Source organism: Pseudomonas sp. BGA-UO-ETr-WB11 (assembly GCF_059567785.1).
The window spans coordinates 208,153-231,446 of sequence record NZ_JCAQOS010000004.1; the positions used below are offsets into that span (position 1 = coordinate 208,153).

Sequence of the window (23,294 nt, forward strand, 5' to 3'; positions counted from 1 at the left end):
GCTGTTGTAGGAAGGGTATCGCGTTGCTCAACCCATCCTACTTTTCTGCAATTAGGCCGGGTCGGCTTCGATTTCCACCAGCAACTGGCGGTTCTTGACCTGGTCACCCTTGCTGATGCCGATGCGGCGGACGGTGCCGTCGACGCCGGCTTTCATTGGGTGCTCCATCTTCATGGCTTCCAGCACCACCAGCAGTTGACCTTTGCTGACGCGCTCGCCTTCGCTGACCAGTACGTCAACGATGGCGCCGTCCATCGGTGCCTTGACCGCGCCGCTGCTGGCGGCATTCTGCCCACCGGCAGGTTCGTGGGTGATGTCGAGCAGTTCCAGGTTGCCGTAATGGCCGTACAACCACAGCTGATCGGCCTGTTGCTGATAGGCGATACGCCGGCGGATGCCGTCCAGCTCCAGGGTCAGCCAACGGCCATCGCTGGCCAGCAAGGTCAGGCTGACCTGGGTGTCGCCGACCGTTGCCAGCAGGCTCGGCTGGCTGCCGGCAACCTGTACATCAAGGTTGACGCGGTGCTTCTGCTCGCCGTGCTTGAGGGTGAACTGCCACGGCGCACTGCCGGCACTGCGCCAGCCGGCCAATTCGCGCTGGTGGGCGCGGGCATTGGCCGATTGCTGATAGAGCAGGGCTGCGGCAATGGCCAGCTCGCTGGCCGCCGGGGCTTGTGCCGTCAGGCTTGGGTCGGCATTGAAGTGCTCGGCAATAAATGCGGTGGTGGCGTTGCCGCTGGCGAACTCGGGGTTGGCCAGCAGGTTGGCGAGGAAGCGTTGGTTGCCATTTACGCCCAGCAGCACGCATTCCTCCACAGCGCGCACCAGCTTGCGCCGAGCGTCGTCGCGGGTGGCGCCATAGGCAATGATCTTGGCCAGCATCGGGTCGTAGAACGGGCTGATTTCCTGACCTTCGACCAGACCGTGGTCGATGCGCACGCCGTCGAGTAACTCCGGCTCCCAGCGCAGTACCTGGCCGGTTTGCGGCAGGAAGTTATGGGCGGCGTCTTCGGCGTACAGGCGCACTTCCATGGCGTGGCCGGTCAGGCGAATTTCATCCTGTTTGAGCGGCAGCGGCTGCCCGGCGGCGGCGCGGATCTGCCAGGCCACCAGGTCTTGGCCGGTGATCAGCTCAGTGACCGGGTGCTCCACCTGCAGGCGGGTGTTCATTTCCAGGAAGAAGAATTCGCCGCTCTGATCCAGCAGAAACTCCACGGTGCCGGCGCCGACATAGTTGACCGAGGCGGCGGCCTTGACCGCGGCTTCGCCCATGGCTTTACGCAGCTCGGCCGTCATCACTGGGCAGGGCGCTTCCTCGACCACTTTCTGGTGGCGACGCTGCACCGAGCAGTCGCGCTCACCGAGGTAGACGATGTTGCCTAACTGGTCGCCGAACACCTGAATTTCCACATGCCGCGGCTTGATCACTGCGCGTTCGAGAATCAGCTCGCCCGAGCCGAAGGCGTTCTGCGCCTCGGAGCGGGCGGTGCGGATCTGTTCGGCCAGCTCGCTGGCCTCATGCACCAGGCGCATGCCACGTCCACCGCCACCGGCGCTGGCCTTGATCATCAGCGGGTAGCCGATACGACCGGCCTCGCGGATCAGGGTGTCTTCATCTTGCGCGGCGCCTTCGTAGCCGGGAATGCACGGCACGCCGGCTTCAAGCATGGCGATCTTCGACAGGCGCTTGCTGCCCATCAGGTGGATGGCTTCCACGGTCGGGCCGATAAACACGATGCCGGCCGCTTCACAGGCGCGGGCGAAGTCGGCGTTCTCGGAGAGAAAGCCGTAGCCCGGGTGAATCGCATCGGCACCGGTCTTCTTGGCCGCCGCGATGATGGCGTCGATCACCAGGTACGACTGGTTGACCTGGGCTGGGCCAATGCATACGGCTTCGTCGGCTACGTGCACATGGCGAGCGCCGGCATCGGCCTCGGAATACACAGCCACAGTGCGGTAGCCGAGTTCCTTGGCCGTACGCATCACTCGGCAGGCAATTTCACCGCGGTTGGCGATCAGAATCTTGTTAAAGGCGGGCATCTGGGTGCTCCTGCTGGCGTAGCCCGGATGCAATCCGGGGTGGTCGATTCCCGGAGTGCATCCGGGCTACGGTCTGTTCGATTGTTGTAGGAGCCAGCTTGCTGGCGATCTTGGTCTGGGCTGATCGCGAGCAAGCTCGCTCCTACAGTCTGTGTTCGTCGGTCTACAGCGCCCACTTTGGTTTGCGTTTTTGCATAAAGGCCATGGTGCCCTCGGTACCTTCACCGCCGGTTACGGCCGCGGCAAATTGCTCGGCTGCGCGGTCCAGCAACGGGCCGAGGGCTTCGCTTTCGGTGGCCAGCAGCAGGGCTTTGGTCTGTGCGTTGGCGTGCGGTGCGCATTGGCGGATTTGCCCGAGCACCTCGTCCAGACGTTGTTCCAGGCTGCTGTCACTGCTTTCGCAGTAATGCACCAGGCCCAGGCGCAGGGCCTCTGCGCCGTCGAAACGGGCGGCGGTCAGCGCCAGACGCCGGGCCTGGGTCAGGCCGATACGCTTGACCACGAACGGGGCGATCTGCGCCGGCAGAATCCCCAGGGTGGTTTCCGGTAGGCCGAACTTGGCGCCTTGATCGGCAATCGCAATATCCGACACGCAGGCCAGGCCAAAACCACCGCCCAGTACCGCGCCTTCCAGCACCGCCACGACAACTTGCGGCGCCTGTTGGGCTTGTTCGAGCATGGCGCCAAAGGCGCGGTTCAGCTCACGGTAAGCTTCGGGGCCAGCCGCGCGAGCACCGGCCATGTCCTTGATGTCGCCACCGGCGCAGAAGTGCCCACCGGCGCCACGTAGGACGATGGCGCGTACGCTCAGGTCGTTTTGCACGCTGTCGAGTACGGCGCGCAGTTCACCGACCATGGCCAGGCTCATGGCGTTGCGGCTGTCTGGGCGATTGAGGGTGACGTGTAGCACGCCGGCCTCAAGGTTGAGCAGCAAGGTTTCGCAGTTCGGTAGTGTGACCATCATGACTTCCTGATCAGGCGTAGGGTGGATCGCGTTTCATCGATCCACCGAGCGGGGCCATGGTGGATGTAAAAAACGACATCCACCCTACGACGTTTCCGTCCCTAAGCTTTCTTCTTGCCCGGCAAAATACCCATCAGTTTGCAGATGATGCCCAGCATGATTTCGTCGGCGCCGCCGCCAATCGAGACCAGGCGCACGTCGCGGTAAGCACGCGACACCGGGTTGTCCCACATAAAGCCCATACCGCCCCAGTACTGCAGGCAGGCGTCGGACACTTCACGGCCCAGGCGGCCGGCCTTGAGCTTGGCCATGGACGCCAGGTTGGTCACGTCGCGGCCGCGCACGTACTGTTCGGTAGCCTGGTAGACGAGGGCGCGCAGGCACTCGATTTCGGTCTGCAGTTCGGCCAGGCGGAAGTGGATGACCTGGTTGTTGATCAGCGGCTGACCGAAGGTCTGACGCTCCTTGCAGTATTCGATGGTGCTGTCGATGCAATACTCCAGGCCCTTGATCATGTTGGCTGCGCCGAACAGGCGCTCTTCCTGGAACTGCAGCATCTGCATCATGAAGCCCGCGCCTTCGTGGCCGATGCGGTTGCGCTGCGGTACGCGCACGTTGTCGAGAAACACCTGGGCGGTCTCCGAGCTGCGCATGCCGAGCTTGTCCAAGTGCAGGCTGACGCTGATGCCGGGGGTGTTCATTGGCACCACGATCAGCGACTTGTTGACGTGGGGCTTGTCGTCGCTGGTGTTGGCCAGCAGGCACATAAAGTCAGCGGACGGCGAGTTGGTGATCCACATCTTGCTGCCGTTGATCACGTAATCATCGCCGTCTTTCTTGGCGTGGGTTTTCAGCCCGGCCACGTCGGAACCGGCGCCGACTTCCGATACGCCAATGCAGCCGACCATGTCGCCGCTAATGGCCGGGGCGAGGAACTCGGCGCGCAGTTCATCGGAGCCGAAGCGAGCTAGGGCTGGGGTGCACATGTCGGTCTGCACGCCAATCGACATCGGGATGCCACCGCAGCGGATGGTGCCGAACTCTTCGGCAGCGACGATCGAGTAGCTGTAGTCCAGGCCCATGCCGCCGAATTTCTCCGGCTTGGAAATACCCAGCAGGCCCAGGTCACCGGCCATCTTGAAGATTTCGTGGATGGGGAATTTGCCGGCCTTTTCCCACTCGTCGACGTGCGGGTTGATTTCCTTGTCGACAAAGTTACGGACCGTGCGACGCAGTTCTTCGTGTTCTTGGGTAAAAATCATTTTTATTCTCCGAAGGGTTACAGGCGAGCGACGCCGAAGGTATTGGAGTTGAGCGGCCGCACGGCCGCCTCGGCGCAGATGTCGAGCAAGAAGCCCAGCAGCTTGCGCGTGTCACGTGGGTCGATCAGGCCGTCGTCCCATAGGCTGGCGGTGCCGTACAGGGCCGTCGACTGGCTGTCGAGCTTCTGCGCGGTGACGGTTTCCAGCATGTCGAGCATCTTTGGATCGGCCGTTTGGCCCATCTTCAGGTGCTTGTCCTCGGTAACGATGCGCAGCACCTTGCCGGCCTGGGCGCCGCCCATTACGGCGGTCTTACTGTTGGGCCAGGCGAAGATAAAGCGTGGGTCCAGACCACGGCCGCACATGGCGTAGTTGCCCGCGCCGTAGGAACCGCCGACGACGATGGTCAGCTTGGGCACGCTGCAATTGGCCACGGCCTGGATCAGCTTGGAGCCGTGCTTGATCACGCCGTTCTGTTCCGACTCGGTGCCGACCATAAAGCCGGTGGTGTTGTGGAAGAACAGAATCGGCGTGTTGCTCTGCTCGCACAGCTGGATAAATTGCGCGGCCTTGGCGGCACCTTTCGGGGTGATCGGGCCGTTGTTGCCGATAAAGCCGCAGCGCTGGCCTTCGATGGCCAGGTGGCCGCAGACGGTCTGGTTGTCGAACTCGTTTTTGAAGTCGAGAAACACTGAACCATCGGCGATACGGGCGATGATCTCGCGCACGTCGTAGGGCTTTTTCGCATCGTTTGGCACGATGCCGAGCAGCTCTTCGGCCGGGTACAGCGGCTCCTGATAGGGCGTTTTCACTGGGGCCGGCAGCTGCGCATTCCATGGCAGCATGCCGACGATTTCGCGGGCGATGCGTACGCCATCAGCGTCGTTTTCGGCCAGGTATTCGGCCGTGCCGGCGACCTGGGCGTGCATTTCGGCGCCGCCCAGTTCTTCATCGGTGGCCACTTCGCCAGTGGCGGCTTTCAGCAGTGGCGGGCCGGCAAGGAACATCTTGGCCTTGCCGCGCACCACTACCACGTAATCAGAAAGGCCAGGCTGATAGGCCCCGCCGGCGGTGCTGGAACCATGAACCACGGTGATTTGCGGCAGGCCCATGGCCGACATGCGTGCCTGGTTGGCGAAGCCGCGGGCGCCTTCGACAAAAATCTCGGCGGCGTAGTTGAGGTTGGCACCACCGCTTTCGGCCAGGGTCACCACCGGCAGTTTGTTCTCAAAGGCAATCTGCTGCAGGCGCAGGGATTTTTTCAGGCCGGAGGGGGAGATGGTGCCGCCCTTGATCGCGCTGTTGTTGGCGATGACCAGGCTGCGTACGCCCTGGATATAGCCGATGCCAGCGATCAGGCCGCCGCCGGCCATGCTGCCGTCCTTGTCGTCGTGCAGCTTGTAGCCGGCCAGCGAGGCCAGCTCCAGAAATGGCGCGCCGGGGTCGAGCAGCAGGTTGATGCGCTCGCGGGGCAGCAACTGGCCGCGTTTTTCGAACTTGGCCTTGGCCTCATTGGCCTTGTCCAGAACCTTCTGCTCGACCTCGCGAAAACCGGCGATGGTGGCCAGCATGGTCTCGCGGTTCTGCGCGAAGGCAGTACCGTGGACGTCAATCTCAGACTGAATGACGGGCATGACTTACTCCTGCTCTTTCAGTACATCGGGCAGGTAAGCCCGGTGGAAGCCGTTGTAGGACTCGCTGTTCTTGGCTTTGGCCAGGGTCCAGGCGCGGGTGCCCTGGCTCGCGGCGCCATCGATACGCACGGTGTTGCCGCTGATGAAGTTGGCGCCGGGCGTGAGCAGGAAGACGATTGCCGAGGCGATTTCCGCCTCGGTGCCAATGCGTTGCAGGGGCACGTGATCCTTGAGCGAGCGGATCATGTTTTTCATCGCATCCGGGTAGGTGTCCATGCCGCTGGAGGCAACCCAGCCCGGCGCTACGGCGTTGACCCGCACGCCGGCATGGCCCCACTCGTAGGCGGCAGTTTTGGTGAAATTCTCCATGCCGGCGCGGGCGGCGCCGGAGTGGCCCATGCCGGGCATGCCGCCCCACATGTCAGCGAGCATGTTGACGATGCTGCCACCGTGCTTGCTCATGCTTTGCATGAACACTTCCTTGGCCACCAGAAAACCACCGACCAGGTTGGTGCGCACCACGGTCTCGAAGCCTTTCTGGTTGATGCCAATCAGCGGGGCCGGGAACTGGCCGCCGGCGTTATTGACCAGGTGGTGAATCTGCCCACGTTCGCTGACCACGGCTTTGACCATGGCTTTGACGGCCTCTTCCTCACGGATATCGCAGACCTGGAAACTGGCCTGGCCGCCGTCGTGGATGATTTCCGCGCAGGTGTTTTCCAGCTTCTCCAGCTTGCGCCCGACCAGCACCACATGGGCGCCAAGTGCCGCCAGTTCATGGGCGGTGCAGCGACCGATGCCGCTGCCGCCGCCGGTGACCATGATGGTCTGGCCGGCAAACAGGCCGGCTTTGAACACTGAGTCGTATGCCATTGTTATTGTCCTTATGACAGGCTGTCAGCCAGTGCCTGGGGCACCGGAATCGGAAATTCGAGCAGCTGCTGGGCGAAGGCCTTGCCCTGCGGGTCGATGCGCAGGCTGGCGATCCCGCCGCCGCCCAGGGCGTTCTCCAGCAAAAAATTCAGGCTATGGCTGCCGGGCAGGTACCAGCGCGACACCTTGGCGGTTTGCGGGTCGAGTACGTGCTGCATCCATTCGGCCACGGCGCCCTCACTCAGCGCAGCCGCGATCCACGCCAGATACTCGGGCTTTCTGGCCATCACACCAATATTGCTGTGGTTACCCTTGTCGCCTGAGCGCGCCACCGCCACCTTGATCAGCGGCACGCAGGCGTCGGCTTGACCCTGTGGTTGCGGCACGGCGGCAGGCGTGGCGATGCTGGCCGGGTCGAATGAAGCGAGGTCGGGTAGGGCGACGGGGGTGCGTTGGCCATCTAATTCCACTTCCAGAGTGCAGGCGCTCTTGTCGACCAGGAAGGAGAACAGGCGAATCACTGGGTATACGGTGGGGCGGCCGCCGACGATACCGGTCAGGCCCGGCGCCATGCCGGTGGAGGCCTGAGCGATCTCGCGAGAGAACAGCACCAGGGCTTCCTTCTTGCTGTGGCTGACGGCGAGCTTAATCACCACTTCACGGGTGTCGCGGCGTTGGCCGTGGGCACCGTAGGTGGCTTCCGTACCGAGAATCTCGATATTCACTTCACGGTAAGGACCCCAACCGCGCTGGGTGAAAATTTCGCTGGTCTTGTTGATGATGGCCTGGCTGACCCGTTCGGCCTTGGCCACGGCATCAATGCCGGCGATCAGGCAGCTGGCGGTGCATTTAAAGCCGTCCGGGTGGGTGGCGCTGACCTTGTATTGGTCAGTAGGCGGCAGGCCCTTGGCACCTTTGACCAGCACCTGGTCGGGGCCGCTTTGTTCGAGGGTGACGGCGCTGAAGTCGCTGATTACATCCGGCAGCAGGTAGGCGCGTGGGTCGCCGATTTCGTAGAGCATCTGCTCGCCGACGGTAAACGGCGTTACCAGGCCGCCAGTGCCCTCGGGCTTGCTGAGGGTGAAGCTGCCGTCAGCGCTGACTTCGATGATCGGGAAACCGATGTGTTCGTAGTCCGGTACGTCGCGCCAGTCGGTGAAGTTGCCGCCAGTGCTTTGCGCGCCACATTCAACCAAGTGGCCGGCGAGGGCGGCTTGGGCCAGTTGGTCGTAATCGCTCCAGCTCCAGCCAAACTCGTGCACTAGGGCGCCGCTGACCACGGCGCTGTCGACGACGCGGCCAGTGATAACGATGTCCGCACCTTGATCCAGCGCTGCAGCAATGCCTGGCGCGCCCAGGTAGGCGTTCAGCGAGACGCAGAAGGGCGGCAATGGCGCGCCGTTGAACATCTCTTTGACGCCGGCCTTGGCCAGTTCGCCGAGCTTGGGTTGCAGGTTGTCGCCATGCACGACGGCAATCTTCAGGTTCACTCCGGCCTTCTCGCAGGCTGCGGCCAGGGCGCTGGCGCAGGCTTGCGGGTTGACCCCGCCAGCATTGCTGACTACGCGAATCTGCTTGGCTGCGAGGTCGCCCAGCAAGGGCGCGAGCACGTCAACGAAGTCCTTGGCATAGCCTTCGTCGGGCTTCTTCATCTTCGCGCCGGCCATGATCGACATGGTGATCTCGGCCAGGTAGTCGAATACCAGGTAATCGATTGGAGCGCCGTGTACCAGTTGGGCGGCGGCGGTGGAGGTGTCGCCCCAGAAAGCGGAGGCGCAACCGATGCGTACGGTTTTGTTCATAGGAGGGGTTCCGCAACACATGGATAAGGTAAGGTGAACACTACCAAGCAAGCGCTTGGTTTGAAAGTCCCCGAAACAACTTTTTACCCAAGCGCTTGCTTGGCTGGCCCCTGGGGCATAAATTTCACTCTTAAGACAAACACTTGCAGACCATTCTTAAGTTGGATGGCTGTACCGGGGGCACCCGGATTAGGGGAATCAATGAGCCTGGACGAACAAAAAGCCCGCGATGTGATGCAGCAGTTGGTCGCGGCGGGCCGGGTGACCGACCCGGAAAGCGCCCGTGGCAAGTTGCTGCAAACTGCTGCTCACCTGTTTCGTAGCAAAGGTTATGAGCGCACCACCGTGCGTGATCTAGCGGGCGCGGTGGGCATTCAGTCGGGGAGCATCTTTCATCACTTCAAGAGTAAGGATGAGATCCTGCGCTCGGTGATGGAGGAGACCATCATCTACAACACCGCCTTGATGCACGCGGCCCTGGCCGAAGCGCATACCTTGCAAGAGCGGGTGTTGGCGCTGATCCGCTGCGAGTTGCAATCGATCATGGGCGGCACTGGTGAGGCCATGGGTGTGCTGGTGTATGAGTGGCGCTCGCTGTCGGCTGATGGCCGTACCTACATCCTCGGCCTGCGCGATACCTACGAGCAGATCTGGCTGGATGTGCTGGAGGAGGCCCGTGCCGCCGGCTACTTCAAGGCTGATCCGTTCATCATTCGTCGCTTCCTCACGGGTGCGCTGTCCTGGAGCACCACCTGGTTCCGTCCCGAAGGGCCGATGAGCCTCGACCAACTGGCCCATGAAGCCTTATCGCTGGTGATCAAAGACAGTTGAGATGGACTTTTGTCCGCCTGGCCGGCCATTTGCCATCATGGCTCAGCAATACTTCGTAAATCTTCGGTTACACTCTGCACAGCAGTAGCTTTCGGGGGTGTGCAGTGCGTGTTGTTTGTCGATTGTTGTTGGCGGCGCTTGTCTTATTGGCTGCGCAGCCCTTATTGGCGGCGCAGTTGGTCAAAGTCGGCGCGTATCATTTCCCGCCCTATGTGAGCAAACCCGAGACTGACGCGCCGCAAGGGCTGCTGCCAGAACTGCTGACTGCATTGAACAACCAGCAGAGCGATTATAAGTTTGTGCTGGTGGCTACTTCAGTGCCTCGCCGTTTCCGCGATTTTCAGAACGCTCGCTACGACCTGATCATGTTCGAGTCGCCCACCTGGGGCTGGCAGAATACGGCGCATGAAACCTTTGATTTGCAGGTTCAGGATGCCGAGGTGTACGTGGCAAAAGCCATTGCCGGCCGCGGGCAAGGGTACTTTTCCGACCTCAGCGGCAAGCGCCTGGCACTCTTCAGCGGCTACCACTACGGATTTGCTCAGTTCAATGCCGACCCCGAGTACCTGGCCAAGCAGTTCAATGCGGTATTGACCTATTCCCATGACAGCAATCTGTTGATGGTGCTGCGCGAGCGCGCCGACCTTACGGTGGTGACGCGTTCCTATCTGCAGGATTACCTCCTGCGCTATCCCGAGCAGCGCGCGCAGATGCTGGTTTCAGATCGCGTTGACCAGGTCTATCGGCACCAAGCGCTGCTGCGCCCCAATGCCCCCATCAGCGTTGAAAACCTGCGCCGCGTGTTACTTCAGCTGCGTGATGGCGGCGAGTTGAGCGCGTTGTATCGTCGCTACGACCTGACCCAAAGCCGTAAGGTCGTCCGCCCCTGATGCCACGGCGTTATGGGTCAAACCAGGCGCAGGGGATAGCTGAGTAGCAGCAGGTGCAGCAGATTGACTGCCGCATGTAAGGCCACCGCCGCCAGCAGGCGGCCGCTGCAGTAGAACATCAGGCCATAGCCCAGACCGGCAACGCCCGCGATCAATGCAAACAGCGGGCTAAACGGCAGGTGTACGGCTGCAAACAGCCCAGCCGTCAGCAACAGCCCTGGCCAGATTCCCAACCTGGCGATCAGCCAAGGCTGCAGCCAGGCACGAAACAGCAACTCCTCCGCCAGCACCGCCACCCCGATATTCACCGCCAGCCACAAGCCAATATCAGCGGGCCATTTGGGCTGCCAGGCGAGCAGGTCAAGCCCTAGCGCCAGTGTCGGTACTGCCAGCAGGGTTAGCAGGGCAATCGGCCAGGCGCGCCCTGGGTGAGCGGTTGCCACTGCAGGTTGGCCCAGCCACCAGGCCAGTAGCGTCATGCCGACCAGCCATTTGTCCCAGCTCAGGCGCAACGCATAGGGCGCGGCATCTGGGCTGAGTTGGCGCGCCGCCCAGAGTGGCATCGCCACAAAACCGGGTAACAGATGGGCCGCCAACGCCATGCTGCTCAGCAAGCTCACCGACCACCACAGCCAGCGCGGTAGATGGCTCGCGCCCCGCAGTACCCAAACGCTATACAGGGCGCCAAGACACAGCCCCACAGGCTGTACGTGACCACTGGCCACGCCCAGCCCCAATACCAGTGCGGGCAATAGTAGACGCAGATGCAGGGGAATGGGCATGGTGGGTACTTGCGCTAAAACGAGAGCGGCAGTTTAGCGGCTTAAGCGTAAAGGTTGCTGGGTGCTGATGCGCAGGTGCTTCTCAGGTCAGGCACTGAGGGGCTGCAACCGTGCAAAGGCAAGCACTCTGAGGTGTGTATGAAGCCAGGCGGCTTATGCTTCTCCTGCGTTCTTTACCACTTTTCGCGGTAGGGGCGCACTTCGGAGATAAAGGTCCAGGCATCTTTAGGCTGATGCGCCAAGTGAAAGACCTCCGCGGCGATGCTCTTGGGTTGGATGAAAAAATCATCCGGCGCGTTGCTGTACATCTCGCGTGCCCAAGGCACATCGATTACGGCATCGATGACCAGATAAGCCACATGGACCCCTTTGGGCCCCAAATCCCTGGCCAGCGACTCGGCGAGAATGCGCTGAGCGGCCTTGGTGGGCGCGAACCCGGCGAAGTTGGGTGAGCCACGCAGCGCCGAGGTATTGCCGGTGACGACGATGGCGCCTTTACCTGCCTCGATCATCGCCGGGGCCACCAGTTGCGCCAGGTTCAGCAGCGCCATGGTGTTGACTTCGAAATTACGGCGCAGGGTTTGCGGATCGGTATCGAGGAAGGGGGCAAAGGATCCACCTACCGCGTTGTGCACCACCACTTGCGGTGCGCCAATCTGCTCGACCACCTGTTTAAGCGCGGTGACGTCGGTGACATCGCAGGGCATGGCAAATGCACCGGGCACTTCGGCCTCAAGCTCGGCCAGTCGGGCGGTGTCGCGAGCGATCATCGCAACGCGATAGCCGCCCTCGGCAAAACGACGAACCAGGGATGAGCCGACGCCTGGGCCGACGCCGGTAATCAGGGCCAATGGTTGCTGAGTAGTGTTAGTCATGATGGTTACGCTCCTGCCAACTGTTCGCGAACAAAATCGAGTCGATCATTACCAAAGAACAAGCTCTCGCCGAGCAAAAAGCTCGGTGCGCCAAATACGCCGCGCTCGGCCGCTTCCTGATTGTTCTTTTCCAGCTGTTCGAGGGTTTCCGGTGCATCGATCTGGCCAGCCAAGCTCGCCGTTTCGATGCCTGCGGCTGCAAGCACGCCGAGCACTTCGGCGGTCGTGGTCAGGGTCTGACCGTCCCGCCAGCAGGCATTGAACAGCGCGGTGGTGATCTGCCGTGCGGCCTCATTGGACGGAGCAGCAAGTACGGCCCGTGCACAGGCGGCATTGTTCATCGCGCGCATGTCCGGGCGCTTGAGCACGACGCCATAGCGACGCGCCCAGCGTGCGAGATCGGCGCCGGCGTAGCGGCCTTTCGCGGCGCAGGTGACGGTGGTCGGCGTGTTGCCAACGGCCTTCATAACGCTCAGTACATGCATGGGACGCAGGCGGATATCCGCCTGCAGGCTGTCTAGCTGGCTATACGCCAGGTAGCTGTAAGGGCTGACGAAATCAAAGAAAAACTCAACGGTTTGCTTCATGTGCGAGCTCCTGTGGGGGCCTTATAAGAGCGCGAGTCTTTCCAGTCGCGCAGGGGTTGGGGCGCAGCTGAATGCGCTCGCCGGGTATGGGTGTGCTCATCCAGTGTTTGCAGTGTTTTAGTCATTGAGCTGCAGATTTTTACGGATGCCAGCATCGAGAACCCCCGCGGGTGCGAAGGCGCGCAGCAGGCTCAAACGGCCAGCGGCGACACCCGCGGTGTAACGCAGTTTGGGTCGCGCGGCGCTAGCGGCCTTGAGCACAACCTTGGCAACGATGTCAGGATCATCGGCACTGGCCATCGATTGGCTGAACACCTGGGTGATGCTGGCCCGTACGCTGCGGTACTCGTCGAGCGTGGCATCGGGCTCAATGGTGTTCGCCTCGAATGCGGTCTTGGTAAAGGCCGGCTCGATGACCGCTACGCGAATGCCACGCGTGCGCAGTTCATGATCAAGCGCTTCCGAATAGCCCTCTACGGCGTGTTTGCTGGCGGCATACAGCGCGATATAAGGCATGGGCACGACGCCCAGTATCGAGCCGATATTGATAATTCGGCCGCTGCCTTGACGGCGCATGTGTGGGACCACGGCGCGGGTCATGCGCACCAGGCCAAAGAAGTTAGTGTCGAAGAGCGCCTGGGCCTGTTCGATCGAGCTTTCTTCCGCACCGGCAGGGGCAATGCCGATACCGGCATTGTTCACCAGCAGATCGATACGTCCTTCAAGCCCGATCAATTCGCTGACCGCCGCCGCTACGGAGGCGTCATCCGTGACATTGAGCGCCAGCATCCTGATGGTGCCTTGCGCGGCCTGGGCTCCGCGCCGGCTGGTGCCATAAACCTTGTAGCCAGCCTGCGCCAGCCGCTTGGCCGTGGCTTCGCCAATGCCCGATGAGGCTCCAGTGACCAGTGCGATGGGGGTGTTGGAAGTCATGGCAGTACCTTATGTGTGAGTTCTTCTGGCAACCGCTCGGCGAGCAATTGCGATCAGGGTTGTTGCTGAATGCGTGCCTTAATTACGCGCACGCAGGCGTCGGGTGCGATAGGTGCCCCAACTGCTCATGGCCAGCGACTTCACGAGCGCCAGCAGGCCACTCTCGTGGGCACGCGGCTCGCCGCCCTTGGCGATTCGCTTGAGTTGCAGGGAGTACCAGAGAATCTCCATCAGCCCCATGCGGTCGACCGGCTTGATGCCTGTCTTGATGCTGTGCACCTGTTGCGCGCTGTCTCTTCCTTGCAGCAGTGCGGCCGGCGCGTCGGGATCAATCGCCATCAGTCTCGCCAGACCAATGACATCCACCGCACCGGAGGCCAGTGCTGCATTCATGCCGGCAGCACTGCGAAAACCGCCGGTGAGCATCAGCGGTACTTGCACCGCGGCGCGCACTTTTTCGGCGAATTCGAGGAAGTAGGCTTCGCGCGCCACGCTGGAAGCCTTCTTCTGCTCCTGGAGGGCGCCGCTCATGGCCGGGGCTTCGTAGGTGCCACCCGATATCTCGATCAGATCGATGCCGGCATCGACCAGCGCCTGAATGGTTGCCTGCGACTCTTCTTCGCTAAAGCCGCCGTGCTGGAAATCTGCGGAGTTGAGCTTGATCGCCACCGGGAAGTCGGCACCCACTTGGCGACGAATCTCGGTGTAGACGGCCAGCAGGAAGCGGCGGCGGTTCTCCGGCGAGCCGCCCCATTGATCCGTGCGCTGATTGTGGTGCGGCGAGAGGAACTGGTTGATCAGGTAGCCATGCGCGCCATGGATTTCGATACCGCTGAAACCGGCCTTTTTGCAGATGGCCGCACTACGGCCGAAGCGCTTGATGATGTCCTGGATTTCTGCCTGGGTGGCTTCTTGAGGTGTCTCGAAAAACGCCGCCATATCCGCGCGAAATGGCACCGCCGATGGCGCGATAGTGCGTTCATTCAGGCCTTTGGTTGACTGCTTGCCGGGGTGGTTGAGCTGCACCCAGATGGCCGCGCCCTGATCGGTGGCGGCACGCGCCCATTGTTGCAGGATCGGCAGATCCGCTTCGTCCTCAATGACCACGTTGCCCGGCTCACCCAGCGCCCGCCGATCGATCATCACGTTGCCGGTCAGAATCAGGCCGATGCCGGATGCGGCCCAGCGCTGATAAAGCGTGACCAGCCCCAGGGTCGGGCGGTTGTCGTAGGTGCCCAGCGCCTCGCTCATGGACGCCTTGGCCAAGCGGTTACGCAACAGGCTGCCGTTGGGCAGTTGCAGCTGTCGCGTCAGGAGGTTGGTGTTGAGCAAGGTTGATTGCGGCATGGGCGGGCTACCTGAAAATGAGATGAGCAAAATGTGTCGGCATCTCTCTTGGTCAGTGTTTTTGGGTGCCGATGGAATTTATGATGATGATCGTAATCAAAATAGTCAAACATTTTGATTATGGGTAACATCAATGTATCTTTGCCGGGCAATGACTGCAGAAGAGGGGGCTGGGCATGAAGGTTACAAAGGCGCAGGTAGAGGCGAACCGGGCGCACATTGTCGATACGGCCTGCACGCTATTTCGTGAGCGCGGCTATGACGGTGTCGGTGTGGCGGAGCTGATGGCGACTGCTGGCCTCACCCACGGTGGGTTTTACCGGCACTTTGGCTCCAAGGCGGAGCTGATGGCAGAAGCTGCTGCCTGTGGGGTGGCCAAGACCCAGTCACTGCTGGACGGCGTGAATATGGCTGATTTCATTGGCCACTACGTGTCACGTGAGCATCGCGACGACCGCAGCGGCGGCTGCACCCTGGCGGCCTTGTGCGGCGACGCGGCACGTCAGCCAGAGGCGATCAAGACAACCTTCGCGACGGGCCTCGAAAGCATACTTGCCGACCTGCTCGGTGAGGAGCCTGCAGGCACTGAGGAAGCACGACGAGACGCCCGCGCCAGAGCGATTGATACCATTGCCCATGCGCTTGGTGCGCTCGTTTTGTCCCGGGCTTGCCCTGATGATTCACCGCTGGCAGATGAAATTCTGGATACCTGCCGTACTGCGATTCTTGACTCGGGTTCAGCGCCACTAACGGCTGGATGACGTCGACAGAGTACGTGTGCGGATCGCTCCGGCGTGGGGCAGCGTGTAATTAACCCGTCAGCGTGTTTGCCGGTGCGATGTCATTACGTCGTACGGGCCTGCCTCAGCGCTGTTCAGCATCCTTGGCGTCCATCTCCGCATTGCGTTCGTGCACGCGCTTGAGTTGTTCTTCCGTCAGCGGCAGCTTGCCGGCGCTGTCGCGCAACAGCAGCAGGCCGCCGAGAATCGAGCCCAGGGCTAGGGCCATGATGAGCCAGGCGTACCAAGGCATGAGAAACGCTCCGCAGATTAGGTTGAGCCCCAGTGTATGCCCCTGGTGCTGCAGCGGGCATTTAGTTCGGCGGCTCAGTCGCTTTGTTTGATCTGCAGCAGGTCGCTGTCGTCTTTCAGTGCCACCCCGGACAATTGCAGCCGCAGGGCCTGGCGCGCCAGATAGTCGAGTTTGTGCGCGGCGAGATCGTAGGGCAGGCCTTCGGGGCGCACGTTGGAGATGCAGTTGCGTTGGCTGTCCATCATCCCCACTTGCGGCTGATAGCTGAGGTACAGGCCCAGGCTGTCGGGTGAGGTCAGGCCTGGTCGCTCGCCGATCAAGACGATCACCAAGCGTGCGCGCAACGCCACCGCGATGCCGTCGCCAATGGCTACGCGGCCCTGTTCGGCCAGCACCACCGGGGTGTTGGCCCAGTCGGTGTCGAAGCGCTGGCGAAACAACTCCAGAAGCGGCAAGGCGTGACGCTGCACGGCAATCGAGGACAAACCGTCGGCTATCACGATGGCCAATTCGGGGGCGGGCGCTTGCGCGCTTAAGCGTGCATAGCAGTCATCCTGCAAATGCCGGCCTTTGTCCGGGCGCAGCAGGTAGGTGGGCCGGTCTGGCGCGTCGCTGCACACGTGCAGGGTGCGAAAGCCGGCGTGGTCCAGTTGCTCGCGCAAGCCGGTAAAGTCCAGCGGGCGGTGCACGGCATCGCGGGCCTGGGCGTGGGCCAGGCCGAATTTCAGTACTTCACGCGTGGGCAGGCTGGAGCCAACGCGGCCGAGGGCGATGCGTGCCGAGGTGTGAGCGCGCAGCTCATCCCAGGGGTTGCTTTGGGTCAGATCGCTCATCAGGCAGCTCCAGAAAGATGCGGCAGTTGCTGCAGTAGATGATGACCCCGGCCGATCTCGCGCAGGCGCCCGTTTGGCTCGGTGATGGCCATGCGCGTCAGCCAGGCGTCGAACTCCGGCGCGCGCTTGAGGCCGAGTACGCTGCGCAGGTACAGGGCGTCGTGGAACGAGGTGCTTTGGTAGTTGAGCATGATGTCGTCGGCGCCGGGGATGCCCATGATGAAGTTGATCCCGGCGGCACCAAGCAGAGTCAGCAGGGTGTCCATGTCATCCTGGTCGGCCTCGGCGTGGTTGGTGTAGCAGACGTCGCAGCCCATCGGCAGGCCCAGCAGTTTGGCGCAGAAGTGGTCTTCCAGCCCGGCGCGGATGATCTGCTTGCCGTCGTAGAGGTATTCCGGACCGATAAAGCCGACCACGGTGTTGACCAGCAGCGGTTTGAACTCGCGGGCCACGGCATAAGCGCGGGCCTCGCAGGTTTGTTGGTCTATACCATGATGGCCGCCGGCCGACAGGGCGCTGCCTTGGCCGGTTTCGAAGTACATGCAGTTGTCGCCAACGGTGCCGCGCTTAAGGCTGAGGGCGGCCTCGTGGGCTTCCTTGAGAATGCTCAGGCTGACGCCGAAGCTGCTGTTGGTTTTCTCGCTGCCGGCAATTGACTGGAACACCAAGTCGATTGGCGCGCCGGCTTCGATGGCCTGGATCTGCGTGGTGACGTGGGTGAGCACGCAACTCTGCATGGGAATCTCGAAGTGCTGACGCACCTCGTCGAGCATCTGCCACAGGCGCATCAGGGTCGGCAGTGAGTCGCTGGCCGGGTTGATGCCGACGGTGGCGTCGCCGGAGCCATACAGCAGGCCATCCAGCAGGCTGGCGGCGATGCCGCGCACATCGTCAGTGGGGTGGTTGGGTTGCAGGCGCACCGCCAGATGGCCGGGCAGGCCGAGGGTGTTGCGAAAACGGCTGATCACCTGGCACTTCTTGGCCACCAGAATCAGGTCCTGATTGCGCATCAGCTTGCTCACGGCCGCGGCCATTTCTGGGGTGATACCGGGGGCGACGGCGGCCAGAGTGAGGCTGTCAGTGGCGTCGAGCAGCAGCCAGTCGCGCAGGTCGCCAACCGTCAGGTGACTGATGGGCGCGAAGGCGATTTTGTCGTGGCGGTCGATGATCAGGCGGGTGACTTCATCGGCTTCATAAGGGATCAGCACTTCGTTGAGGAAGGTGGTCAGCGGTACGTCGGCCAGAGCGATCTTGGCTGCCATGCGCTCTTCATAGGTGGCCGCAGCCAGGCCTGCCAGGTAATCGCCTGAGCGCGCCGGGCTGGCTTTGGCCAGCAGGGTCTTGAGATCCGCGAAGCGGTAGGTCAGGTGGCCGACAGTGGTTTGATAGGGCATGGCGTAATCCTGGGGCAGAAAAGACAAGGCCCGGCGAACCGGGCCTTGGGTTCAGCATGCTGTTGTTATACAGCTTGGCCAGTCAGCAGAACATCCTCGGCGGCAGCCGCACGATGGTGTGAGGTGAACTGGAAGTAGACGAAGCCCACTGCCATGAAACCGACAAATACCAGGGCGATGGTGAAGTTAAACCAGACCATTGCCGCCAGGCACACCAGCGCCAATACCAGGGCGACCGCAGGCACATAGGGGTAGCCAGGCGCCATGAAGCTGCGCTCCAGCAGCGGCTCGCTTTTGCGCAGTTTGAACAGGCTGAGCATGCTCATGATGTACATGACGATGGCGCCGAACACCGCCATGGTGATCATTGCCGCGGTCAGGGTCATGCCCTGCAGGTTGATCAGGCTGTCGCTGTAAATCGCACCGATGCCGATCACGCCGCCGGCGATGATCGCCCGGTGTGGGGTGTGGAAACGATTGAGTTTGGCGAGACCTTTAGGCAGGTAGCCGGCGCGGGCGAGGGCGAAGAACTGCCGTGAGTAGCCGAGGATGATGCCGTGGAAGCTGGCCACCAGGCCGAACAGACCGATCCACACCAGCATGTGCAGCCAAGTGGAGTTGTCGCCAACCACGGTTTTCATCGCCTGAGGCAATGGGTCGTTGATGCCTGCCAGTTGGCGCCAGTCGCCAACGCCACCGGCCATGATCATCACCCCAAGGGCAAGGAATACCAGGGTCAGGATGCCGCTGATGTAGGCGCGCGGGATGGTGCGTTTGGGGTCTTTGGCTTCTTCGGCCGCCATGGCGGCGCCTTCGATGGCGAGGAAGAACCAGATGGCAAAGGGGATGGCGGCAAAGATGCCGGCAATCGAGGCGCTGCTGAACTCGCTGGCGCCGGACCAGCCGTTGAGGGCGAAGTTACTGAAGCTGAAGCCAGGCGCTACCACGCCCATGAACACCAGCAATTCGGCCACCGCCAGTACGGTCACCACCAGCTCAAAGGTGGCGGCAATGCTGACGCCGAGGATGTTCAGGGTCATAAAGATAAAGTAGGCCCCCACTGCAGCATGCTTGGGGTCCAGCCCCGGAAACTGCACGTTGAGGTAGGCGCCTATGGCCAGGGCGATGGCCGGTGGGGCGAAGACGAACTCGATCAGGGTGGCAAGGCCTGCAATCAGCCCGCCCTTGGGCCCGAAGGCGCGGCGGCTGTAGGCGAACGGGCCGCCGGCATGGGGAATGGCGGTGGTCAGCTCGGTGAAGCTGAAGATAAAGCAGGTGTACATGGTCGCCACCAGCAGCGCGGTGACCAGAAAGCCCAGGGTGCCGGCACTGCCCCAGCCGTAGCTCCAGCCGAAGTATTCACCGGAAATCACCAGGCCGACGGCAATGCCCCAGAGGTGCAGGGTGCCGAGGCTGGCTTTGAGTTGTGTGGCCATAAGTGTGGTCCTCGCAGAGAGATTGTCTGCAAGGTTAAAAGCATGGTCTATGCCAAGCGGGAGGATTTCGTGTGTAGGTGCTGTTTTCGGGTGTTTGTGGCGGATTTCCCCTACATATTTCGACGCTTATGCCAGAGGTTGGTGCGCGCTGGTGACGAGTCTCACCATCAGGGCGCACTGGTAGGCTGATTAAAAACCTTGAGACGGGAACGCAGGTGGCTTTTCTACGGGCTGCTAGAGGTAGTCGATCAGAATGTCTTCGTAGCGGGTCTTGCCGAATTTGCCTGGCGTCTGCCGCAATGCGTCTATGGCCTTTTGCAGTTGCTGGACTTTTTCGTCGCTGACGTTGGGGTTGAAGGCGTACCAGAGTTGCCCTTGCTTGAGCTGATAGACGCTTTCGAAGTCTTCTGGGTTGAAGTTGGCATTGCGCAGGAACCAGTGTGCGACGTTTTCCTCGTAGGCCCAGAGGTCGATGCGTCCGGCGTGCAGTTGGCGGATCAAGGCATCGGCATTGGCCGAAACTTGCAGCTGTTCCTTGCGCACGCCCAGGGCCAGCACTGACTGTTCGCCGATGTCTTCGTGAATCACACCAATACGGTAGCGCTGCAGGTCTGCGGCGGATTGGATGCGGATTTTGTCGGCCTTGCGCGCCAGCAGCACCACGCGGGTATCGGCGATGGGGCCTGCCCATTTGAACAGGCGTTCCCGTTCGGCGGTGCGAGTGGTGGAAAACAGCATGGTGTTTGGGGTGTTGAGGGTCGTGTTGTAGGCCCGAGCCCACGGCATTAAGCGGATCTGTCCACGCTGTATCGGCTGCTCGGTGTTAAGGCTGGCGATCACCAGTAGGTCTACGGCGATGCCCCGCAGGATATTGTCGTCGCTGAAGTTGTAGGGCGGGTAGGCCTCGGTGATGAACATCAGCGGCCCATCAGCTTTGGCCTGAATGGAGGTATTGAGCAACAGCACGACCCAACAAAAGCGAATCCAATTGCGCATGGCCAGATTCCCCGTGTGTGGCGTATTTGTGAATGATTGGGATGAATATAGTTGAGGGTTTTACGGCTCGCGCGGGTGCATGGCCGCGGATTAGGCCTGCATAAACGGGAGGCCGGGCACAATCGCCAATGTCATCTGACGGAAACTTGGCGCTGGTTAAATGCTGCCCACGTCTTAGCCGTCTGGATGGTTTATGAACACTGTTCCCGCGCTCACCCAGTTGCTTCGGGCCGTGCAACCCTTATCCGTCAACACCCGCATTAGTGAGGTGGCCGAGTGTTTTTTGCAGGCGAGCCACAGCCGCTTCTTATCGCTACCGCTGGTTGACGACGACGGCCAGCCCTGCGGCTTGATCAGCCGTTATGCGTTGCAGAACATTTTTATGCAGCGCTTTGGTCGTGATCTTTGGGGGAATAAACCGGTCAGCGAGGTGATGGACTCGCAGCCGTTGCTGGTGCGTCTGGATACCCGTCTGGAGGAGGCCGCCCGGCAAATTACTGCGCAGTTACAGTCGCCCATTCGTGACGACTTCATGCTGGTCGATGCTCAGGGCCGATACTGCGGCCTGGGCACTGTGCTGGATGTGCTCAAAGCCATGGAGAGCCGCGTGGGTCAGCGCAATAGCGTGCTACGCCAGGCGTTGATTGACCTTAAAGAGTCGCAAGTGCAGCTGGTGCAATCGGAGAAAATGGCGTCCCTCGGGCAGATGGTTGCCGGCGTCGCCCATGAGCTGAACACCCCGCTGGGTTATGTCACCAACAACGTGCAGTTGCTGCGTGAGTTAAGCCTGCCACTGTTGCAGTTGGCCGCGGCCCAGGCGGAGTTGGCTGATTGCCTGGCCGATCCCAGTTGCACCGAGTCGCGCCTGGCCAGCGCTCTGGAAGCCGCCGCTGTGAGCCGCGCGCAGGCCGCCCCGGAGCTGCTGGCCGATGATCTGCAGCAATTGTTTGCCGACACCGATTATGGCCTTGGGCAGATCGCCGAGCTGGTGGTTGGTTTGAAGGATTTCGCCCGCCTGGATCGTGCCATGAGCGAGCATGTTGACCTTAACGACTGCATCCGCAGTGCCTTGCTGATTGCTCGCAACAACCTCAAGGACAAGGCTGAGGTGTTGCAGCAACTCGGTGAGTTGCCCGCCATCGCGTGCGCGCCGTCGCAGATCAATCAGGTGTTACTCAATCTGCTCAATAACGCCGCGCAAGCCATCGACGGCTTTGGCCGGATTCTGGTGAAGACCTGGGCCGAAGCCGATGAGGTACTGATCTCGATTGAAGACAGCGGTCGCGGCATGTCGGCGGAGGTGCAGAAACGCATTTTTGATCCGTTTTTCACCACCAAAGCCGTGGGTGAGGGCACCGGTTTGGGCCTGTCGATCAGCTTCAAAATTATTCAGGACCACGGCGGCACCATTCGCGTGGCTTCTGTGCTGGGGCGTGGTACGCGCTTTGTGTTGCGTCTGCCGCGGCGTCAAGCCGACGAACTGAAAAGGAGCGCCTGAACATGAGTGAGCGAATTCGCATCCTCTTTGTTGATGATGAAGAGCGCATTCTGCGCAGTCTCGCCCTGCAGTTTCGCCGCGAGTACGAGGTGTTGACCGAGAGCGATCCGCTCCGCGCGCTGCAGCGCCTGAAGAGTGAATCCGTGCATGTGCTGGTCAGCGATCAGCGCATGCCTGGCATGACCGGTGCCGAGTTGCTGGCGGCGGCGCAACAACTTGCGCCACAAACCCTGCGGATCTTGCTCACCGGCTATTCGGACCTCGATGCGGCCGTCGCGGCGCTCAACAATGGCGGCATCTTCCGTTACCTGACCAAACCCTGGGATGCCCAGGAGATGGCGTTTACCTTGCGCCAGGCCGGCGAGTTGGCCTTGCGCCAAGTCCCGGCCACGGCTGCAGTGCTGCAGTCGCCCGTGTCGGCAACCACGGCGCTGAAGTTGTTATTGCTTGATGACGATCCGCAAACCCTGGCGGTGGTTGCCGAGTTTTGTGTGGCTGGTGGGCACCGTCTGCTGCGAGCAGCCAATCTGGCTGAGGCGTTGCAGTTTCTCAATCACGAGTCGGTTGATCTGCTGGTCAGCGATCTGAAGCTGGCGGGTGAGGATACCGTTCCCTTGCTCAAGACCCTGGCGCGCCTGCACCCGCGTTTGCTCAGTTTGGTGGTTACACCGTTTCAAGATACCCAGGCATTGCTCAAACTGATCAACGAGGCGCAGATCTTCCGCTACTTGCCCAAGCCGATCCGCAAGGGGCTGTTCGATAAAGGCCTGCAGGCGGCAGCTGCACAAGCCTTGCTTTTGCGCGGTCAGTCGGCGGAGCGAGTGCAGCGTTTGCCGGTGGTGCCGCGTGATGAGCCGGAGCGGGAAAAGCTCGGCAGTCTGCTGGGCATGCTCGGGCGCTTGCGCGAACGCTTGAGTGCCTGACCTAGGGCCTATTGAGGCGCGCTGAAGAAGGCGGCCAGGCGGGTGCGCATGGCCGCATTGAGGCGGCAGCGCACGAACTTGCCGTCCCGCTGCACCTCGATCAAACCTGCGTTGACCAGCTCTTTGATGTGATGAGAAACGGTTGGCGCGCCGATCTCCAGGCGTGCAATTAGATCGCCCAGGCAGCAGTGGGCCACGCTGGTTTCTTCCTGGGCCAAGAGGTCCAGGTACATGGCCAGGCGATTGGGCGACGACAGGGCTTTGAATGCCTTGGCCAATTGCTCGCGTTCGGTGGGGGTGGGCATGCTCATCAGGCTATCCAAAGATTGGGCTGAGTGATTGTGACATATTTTGCCACTTCT

Annotated in this window: 22 protein-coding genes; 5 read left to right on the top strand and 17 right to left on the bottom strand. The window is 61.6% G+C overall.

What is annotated here, in order from left to right; translation table 11 throughout:
* Positions 1-51 precede the first annotated feature (51 nt).
* The 6 genes from AC56DI_RS04100 to AC56DI_RS04125 all read right to left on the bottom strand — a co-directional run bounded on the left by AC56DI_RS04100 (position 52) and on the right by AC56DI_RS04125 (position 8,575).
* Entirely contained in the window at positions 52-2,040 is a 1,989-nt protein-coding gene (locus AC56DI_RS04100; RefSeq protein ID WP_496345051.1) for an acetyl/propionyl/methylcrotonyl-CoA carboxylase subunit alpha, read from the bottom strand.
* Positions 2,041-2,203: 163 nt separating this feature from the next.
* On the bottom strand, positions 2,204-3,001 hold the full coding sequence (locus AC56DI_RS04105; RefSeq protein WP_496345052.1) for an enoyl-CoA hydratase/isomerase family protein: 798 nt from the start codon (positions 2,999-3,001) through the stop codon (positions 2,204-2,206).
* A gap of 104 nt (positions 3,002-3,105) precedes the next feature.
* A complete protein-coding gene (atuD, locus tag AC56DI_RS04110) occupies positions 3,106-4,266 on the bottom strand; it encodes a citronellyl-CoA dehydrogenase (RefSeq protein WP_496345053.1) in 1,161 nt (386 codons plus the stop codon).
* Positions 4,267-4,283: 17 nt separating this feature from the next.
* The gene (atuC, locus tag AC56DI_RS04115; RefSeq protein WP_422587733.1) at positions 4,284-5,900 is read right to left on the bottom strand and encodes a geranyl-CoA carboxylase subunit beta; all 1,617 of its coding nucleotides are present in this window, start codon (positions 5,898-5,900) and stop codon (positions 4,284-4,286) included.
* Between the two features lie 3 nt (positions 5,901-5,903).
* The gene (locus tag AC56DI_RS04120) at positions 5,904-6,773 is read right to left on the bottom strand and encodes an SDR family oxidoreductase (RefSeq protein WP_496345054.1); all 870 of its coding nucleotides are present in this window, start codon (positions 6,771-6,773) and stop codon (positions 5,904-5,906) included.
* Between the two features lie 11 nt (positions 6,774-6,784).
* The gene (locus AC56DI_RS04125) at positions 6,785-8,575 is read right to left on the bottom strand and encodes an acyclic terpene utilization AtuA family protein (RefSeq protein WP_496345055.1); all 1,791 of its coding nucleotides are present in this window, start codon (positions 8,573-8,575) and stop codon (positions 6,785-6,787) included.
* A gap of 207 nt (positions 8,576-8,782) precedes the next feature.
* Between AC56DI_RS04125 and AC56DI_RS04130 the strand changes: the two genes are divergently transcribed.
* The gene (locus AC56DI_RS04130) at positions 8,783-9,406 is read left to right on the top strand and encodes a TetR/AcrR family transcriptional regulator (protein ID WP_496345257.1); all 624 of its coding nucleotides are present in this window, start codon (positions 8,783-8,785) and stop codon (positions 9,404-9,406) included.
* A gap of 146 nt (positions 9,407-9,552) precedes the next feature.
* Positions 9,553-10,296: a substrate-binding periplasmic protein gene (locus tag AC56DI_RS04135; protein ID WP_496345056.1), complete on the top strand. Its 744-nt coding sequence runs from the start codon at positions 9,553-9,555 to the stop codon at positions 10,294-10,296.
* Between the two features lie 17 nt (positions 10,297-10,313).
* On the opposite strand, the gene AC56DI_RS04140 is transcribed toward AC56DI_RS04135, so the two are convergent.
* From AC56DI_RS04140 to AC56DI_RS04160, 5 genes are all read right to left on the bottom strand, one after another.
* Positions 10,314-11,072 carry a CPBP family intramembrane glutamic endopeptidase gene (locus AC56DI_RS04140; protein ID WP_496345258.1) on the bottom strand — a complete coding sequence of 253 codons (759 nt, stop codon included), beginning with the start codon at positions 11,070-11,072 and terminating at the stop codon, positions 10,314-10,316.
* 179 nt (positions 11,073-11,251) lie between these two features.
* A complete protein-coding gene (locus tag AC56DI_RS04145; protein WP_496345057.1) occupies positions 11,252-11,953 on the bottom strand; it encodes an SDR family NAD(P)-dependent oxidoreductase in 702 nt (233 codons plus the stop codon).
* 5 nt (positions 11,954-11,958) lie between these two features.
* A complete protein-coding gene (locus AC56DI_RS04150) occupies positions 11,959-12,540 on the bottom strand; it encodes a 2-hydroxychromene-2-carboxylate isomerase (protein WP_496345058.1) in 582 nt (193 codons plus the stop codon).
* Between the two features lie 117 nt (positions 12,541-12,657).
* Entirely contained in the window at positions 12,658-13,473 is an 816-nt protein-coding gene (locus AC56DI_RS04155; RefSeq protein ID WP_496345059.1) for an oxidoreductase, read from the bottom strand.
* A gap of 78 nt (positions 13,474-13,551) precedes the next feature.
* The gene (locus tag AC56DI_RS04160) at positions 13,552-14,820 is read right to left on the bottom strand and encodes an NADH:flavin oxidoreductase/NADH oxidase family protein (protein WP_496345060.1); all 1,269 of its coding nucleotides are present in this window, start codon (positions 14,818-14,820) and stop codon (positions 13,552-13,554) included.
* A 176-nt stretch (positions 14,821-14,996) separates the two neighbouring features.
* On the opposite strand from AC56DI_RS04160, the gene AC56DI_RS04165 reads away from it, so the two are divergent.
* Positions 14,997-15,581 (top strand): TetR/AcrR family transcriptional regulator, encoded by a 585-nt coding sequence (locus tag AC56DI_RS04165; protein ID WP_496345061.1) that lies wholly within the window; start codon positions 14,997-14,999, stop codon positions 15,579-15,581.
* Positions 15,582-15,684: 103 nt separating this feature from the next.
* Here AC56DI_RS04165 and AC56DI_RS04170 read toward each other — a convergent pair whose 3' ends face one another.
* From AC56DI_RS04170 to AC56DI_RS04190, 5 genes are all read right to left on the bottom strand, one after another.
* The gene (locus AC56DI_RS04170) at positions 15,685-15,852 is read right to left on the bottom strand and encodes a DUF2897 family protein (RefSeq protein ID WP_496345062.1); all 168 of its coding nucleotides are present in this window, start codon (positions 15,850-15,852) and stop codon (positions 15,685-15,687) included.
* Positions 15,853-15,926: 74 nt separating this feature from the next.
* A complete protein-coding gene (gene eutC, locus AC56DI_RS04175; protein ID WP_496345259.1) occupies positions 15,927-16,688 on the bottom strand; it encodes an ethanolamine ammonia-lyase subunit EutC in 762 nt (253 codons plus the stop codon).
* Positions 16,685-18,079, bottom strand: a complete 1,395-nt coding sequence (locus AC56DI_RS04180) for an ethanolamine ammonia-lyase subunit EutB (protein WP_496345063.1) — start codon at positions 18,077-18,079, stop codon at positions 16,685-16,687. Before AC56DI_RS04180 ends, eutC begins: the two co-directional genes overlap by 4 nt.
* A 65-nt stretch (positions 18,080-18,144) precedes the next feature.
* Positions 18,145-19,515 (bottom strand): ethanolamine permease, encoded by a 1,371-nt coding sequence (eat, locus tag AC56DI_RS04185; RefSeq protein ID WP_496345064.1) that lies wholly within the window; start codon positions 19,513-19,515, stop codon positions 18,145-18,147.
* A 234-nt stretch (positions 19,516-19,749) separates the two neighbouring features.
* On the bottom strand, positions 19,750-20,511 hold the full coding sequence (locus tag AC56DI_RS04190; protein ID WP_496345065.1) for a substrate-binding periplasmic protein: 762 nt from the start codon (positions 20,509-20,511) through the stop codon (positions 19,750-19,752).
* A gap of 193 nt (positions 20,512-20,704) precedes the next feature.
* Between AC56DI_RS04190 and AC56DI_RS04195 the strand changes: the two genes are divergently transcribed.
* Together AC56DI_RS04195 and AC56DI_RS04200 are read left to right on the top strand one after the other, a co-directional pair.
* The gene (locus AC56DI_RS04195) at positions 20,705-22,009 is read left to right on the top strand and encodes an ATP-binding protein (protein ID WP_496345066.1); all 1,305 of its coding nucleotides are present in this window, start codon (positions 20,705-20,707) and stop codon (positions 22,007-22,009) included.
* Between the two features lie 2 nt (positions 22,010-22,011).
* Entirely contained in the window at positions 22,012-22,932 is a 921-nt protein-coding gene (locus tag AC56DI_RS04200) for a response regulator (protein WP_496345067.1), read from the top strand.
* Positions 22,933-22,940: 8 nt separating this feature from the next.
* On the opposite strand, the gene AC56DI_RS04205 is transcribed toward AC56DI_RS04200, so the two are convergent.
* Positions 22,941-23,243 (bottom strand): ArsR/SmtB family transcription factor, encoded by a 303-nt coding sequence (locus tag AC56DI_RS04205; protein WP_496345068.1) that lies wholly within the window; start codon positions 23,241-23,243, stop codon positions 22,941-22,943.
* Positions 23,244-23,294: the final 51 nt, after the last annotated feature.

What these genes read in the sequence shown, in the direction of transcription:
- AC56DI_RS04100 (WP_496345051.1), bottom strand. Translation starts at nt 2,040, where the DNA reads ATGCCCGCCTTTAACAAGATTCTGATCGCCAACCGCGGTGAAATTGCC.
- AC56DI_RS04105 (WP_496345052.1), bottom strand. Translation starts at nt 3,001, where the DNA reads ATGGTCACACTACCGAACTGCGAAACCTTGCTGCTCAACCTTGAGGCC.
- atuD (WP_496345053.1), bottom strand. Translation starts at nt 4,266, where the DNA reads ATGATTTTTACCCAAGAACACGAAGAACTGCGTCGCACGGTCCGTAAC.
- atuC (WP_422587733.1), bottom strand. Translation starts at nt 5,900, where the DNA reads ATGCCCGTCATTCAGTCTGAGATTGACGTCCACGGTACTGCCTTCGCG.
- AC56DI_RS04120 (WP_496345054.1), bottom strand. Translation starts at nt 6,773, where the DNA reads ATGGCATACGACTCAGTGTTCAAAGCCGGCCTGTTTGCCGGCCAGACC.
- AC56DI_RS04125 (WP_496345055.1), bottom strand. Translation starts at nt 8,575, where the DNA reads ATGAACAAAACCGTACGCATCGGTTGCGCCTCCGCTTTCTGGGGCGAC.
- AC56DI_RS04145 (WP_496345057.1), bottom strand. Translation starts at nt 11,953, where the DNA reads ATGACTAACACTACTCAGCAACCATTGGCCCTGATTACCGGCGTCGGC.
- AC56DI_RS04150 (WP_496345058.1), bottom strand. Translation starts at nt 12,540, where the DNA reads ATGAAGCAAACCGTTGAGTTTTTCTTTGATTTCGTCAGCCCTTACAGC.
- AC56DI_RS04155 (WP_496345059.1), bottom strand. Translation starts at nt 13,473, where the DNA reads ATGACTTCCAACACCCCCATCGCACTGGTCACTGGAGCCTCATCGGGC.
- AC56DI_RS04160 (WP_496345060.1), bottom strand. Translation starts at nt 14,820, where the DNA reads ATGCCGCAATCAACCTTGCTCAACACCAACCTCCTGACGCGACAGCTG.
- AC56DI_RS04165 (WP_496345061.1), top strand. Translation starts at nt 14,997, where the DNA reads ATGAAGGTTACAAAGGCGCAGGTAGAGGCGAACCGGGCGCACATTGTC.
- AC56DI_RS04170 (WP_496345062.1), bottom strand. Translation starts at nt 15,852, where the DNA reads ATGCCTTGGTACGCCTGGCTCATCATGGCCCTAGCCCTGGGCTCGATT.
- AC56DI_RS04180 (WP_496345063.1), bottom strand. Translation starts at nt 18,079, where the DNA reads ATGCCCTATCAAACCACTGTCGGCCACCTGACCTACCGCTTCGCGGAT.
- eat (WP_496345064.1), bottom strand. Translation starts at nt 19,515, where the DNA reads ATGGCCACACAACTCAAAGCCAGCCTCGGCACCCTGCACCTCTGGGGC.
- AC56DI_RS04190 (WP_496345065.1), bottom strand. Translation starts at nt 20,511, where the DNA reads ATGCGCAATTGGATTCGCTTTTGTTGGGTCGTGCTGTTGCTCAATACC.
- AC56DI_RS04195 (WP_496345066.1), top strand. Translation starts at nt 20,705, where the DNA reads ATGAACACTGTTCCCGCGCTCACCCAGTTGCTTCGGGCCGTGCAACCC.
- AC56DI_RS04200 (WP_496345067.1), top strand. Translation starts at nt 22,012, where the DNA reads ATGAGTGAGCGAATTCGCATCCTCTTTGTTGATGATGAAGAGCGCATT.
- AC56DI_RS04205 (WP_496345068.1), bottom strand. Translation starts at nt 23,243, where the DNA reads ATGAGCATGCCCACCCCCACCGAACGCGAGCAATTGGCCAAGGCATTC.